General features: G+C 67.7%; 1 protein-coding gene and 1 pseudogene. Both read right to left on the bottom strand.

Going from position 1 to position 2,336, the window contains the following annotated elements:
- Window positions 1-1,425: bifunctional phosphoribosylaminoimidazolecarboxamide formyltransferase/IMP cyclohydrolase (gene purH / locus NI18_RS15875; protein WP_037531325.1), on the bottom strand; the 1,425-nt coding region annotated here is incomplete at its 3' end.
- 241 nt (window positions 1,426-1,666) lie between these two features.
- Window positions 1,667-2,142 (bottom strand): annotated as a pseudogene (locus NI18_RS15880) (glutathione peroxidase).
- Window positions 2,143-2,336: the final 194 nt, after the last annotated feature.

Below are 2,336 nucleotides of genomic sequence, written 5' to 3' on the forward strand. Positions count from 1 at the left end.
CCCGTCGGCAAACGGGAAGAACGCGTCGGAGGCAACCGCCGAGCCGATCGTCCGCGGCGTCGCCCAGCCCGCCTTGTCCGCCGCATCCTTGGCCTTCCACGCGGCGATGCGCGCGGATTCGAGGCGATTCATCTGCCCCGCACCGATGCCTGCCGTGCTGCCGTCCTTGGCATAGACGATCGCGTTCGACTTGGTGTGCTTGGCGACGGTCCAGGCGAAGCGGCAGTCGGCGAGTTCCTGCGGCGTGGGCTGGCGCCTCGTCACCACCTGCAACTCGCCGGGCGTGCCGTTGTCGCGCCCCTGTACGAGCCAGCCGCCCGCGATCGACTTGGCGGTGAGCCCGGCGCGCGCCGCATCGGGCAGGTCGCCGGTCAAAAGCAGACGCAGGTTCTTCTTCGCGGCGAACAGCGCGATCGCCTCCTCGTCGGCATCGGGTGCGACGACGACTTCGGTGAAGATGCCGGTGATCGCGCGCGCGGTCTCGACATCGAGGCGGCGGTTGACTGCGATGATCCCGCCGAACGCCGACACGGTGTCGCAGGCGAACGCCGCGGCATAGGCCTCCTCGAGCGTCGCGGCGGTCGCGACGCCGCACGGATTGGCGTGCTTGACGATGACGACCGAGGGGGCGGCATCGCGGAACTCGGCGACGAGCTCGAGCGCAGCGTCCGCGTCGTTAAGATTGTTGTAGCTCAGCGCCTTGCCCTGCACCTGACGCGCCTGGCCGATGCCGCGGACACCATCGGTCGCGGTGTAGAAGGCCGCCGACTGGTGCGGGTTCTCACCATAGCGGAGCGCATCGCCGCGCTTGAGCGTGATCGGCAGCGTGGCCGGAAACTGCTCGCCCTGGTCGACCGTGCCGAACCAGGTCGCGATCGCCGAGTCATAGGCGGCCGTGGTCGCGAATGCCTTGGCGGCGAGGCGCTTGCGGTCGTCGAGCGTCGTGCTGCCGCCCGCAACCAGCGCATAGTCTGCGGGATCGGTGACGATCGCGACATAGGCGTGGTTCTTGGCGGCCGAGCGCACCATGCTGGGGCCGCCGATGTCGATATTCTCGATCACCGTGTCGCGGTCCGCACCCTTCGCGACGGTCGCCTCGAACGGGTAGAGATTGACGATCACGAGGTCGATCGCGCCGATCTGGTGCTCCTCCATCGACGCGGCATGCCCCACATCGTCGCGCACCGCGAGGAGGCCACCATGCACCATCGGGTGCAGCGTCTTGACGCGGCCATCCATCATCTCGGGAAAGCCGGTCAGCTCCGACACGTCGCGCACCGTGAGGCCTGCCGCCCGCAGCGCGGTGGCGGTACCGCCGGTCGACACCAGTTCCACACCGTGGCTCGCAAGCGCGGTGCCGAGATCGACGATCCCGGTCTTGTCGGAGACGGACAGGAGTGCGCGCTTTATCGGGATGCTGGTCATGACAGGTCTTTCGTGATCCGGGTTTCGCCGTGCGGCGGGCCTTAGCGTCGGTTGGGGTTGGGGAACAGGGGGCGGGTCGGCGCGCAGATGTCGCCGTCTCGCGCCACGCCACGAATATAGCACCTCCCCGGCGGAGGCCGGGGGTCCAGTTGGGGGACGTTGCTGACCGAGGTCTGCGCTTCGTTACTGTGGCCTTTCCAACTGGGCCCCGGCCTTCGCCGGGGGTGGTAGTAAGGGCGCGCTAGAGCAGGTTTTCGATGTCGGTGCGGAGGTCGGCGGGTTTGGTGGTGGGGGCGTAGCGGTCGACGACCTTGCCCGCGCGGTCGATCAGGAACTTGGTGAAGTTCCATTTGATCGCCTTCGAGCCGAGCACGCCGGGGGCGTCCGATTTCAGGCGGTCGAACAGCGGGTCCGCCTCGCCGCCGTTGACGTCGACTTTCGCAAAGAGGGGAAGGTCACGTCGTAGGTGAGCGTGCAGAAGTTCGCGATCTCTGCCGCGTCGCCGGGTTCCTGTGCGCCGAACTGGTTGCAGGGGAAGGCCAGAACCTCGAACCCGCGATCGGCATAGTCGCGGTGGAGCGCCTCGAGCCCCTCATATTGCGGGGTGAAGCCGCATTTGGAGGCGGTGTTGACGATCAGCAGCACCTTGCCGGCATAGGCCGCGAGCGACGCGGGGGTGCCGTTGGCGGCCTTCACGGTGAAGTCGGTGATGGTCATGCGCGGTCCTCGTGTCGGGCGAGCAGATAGGTCAGGTTCTGACGGACACCCGGCCATTCGTGGCGAAGGATGCTGTAGACGATGGTGTCGCGCAAGCGGCGTCCGCCATCACCTGGTGCCGCGCAACACGCCGTCGCGTTTCGCGCCGAGCCGCTCGATCGCGGCCTGTGAGCGCTTGTTGAGGCTGTCGGTGC

The organism is Sphingomonas sp. Ant20 (genome assembly GCF_000783375.1).
Classification (GTDB): domain Bacteria; phylum Pseudomonadota; class Alphaproteobacteria; order Sphingomonadales; family Sphingomonadaceae; genus Sphingomonas; species Sphingomonas aerolata.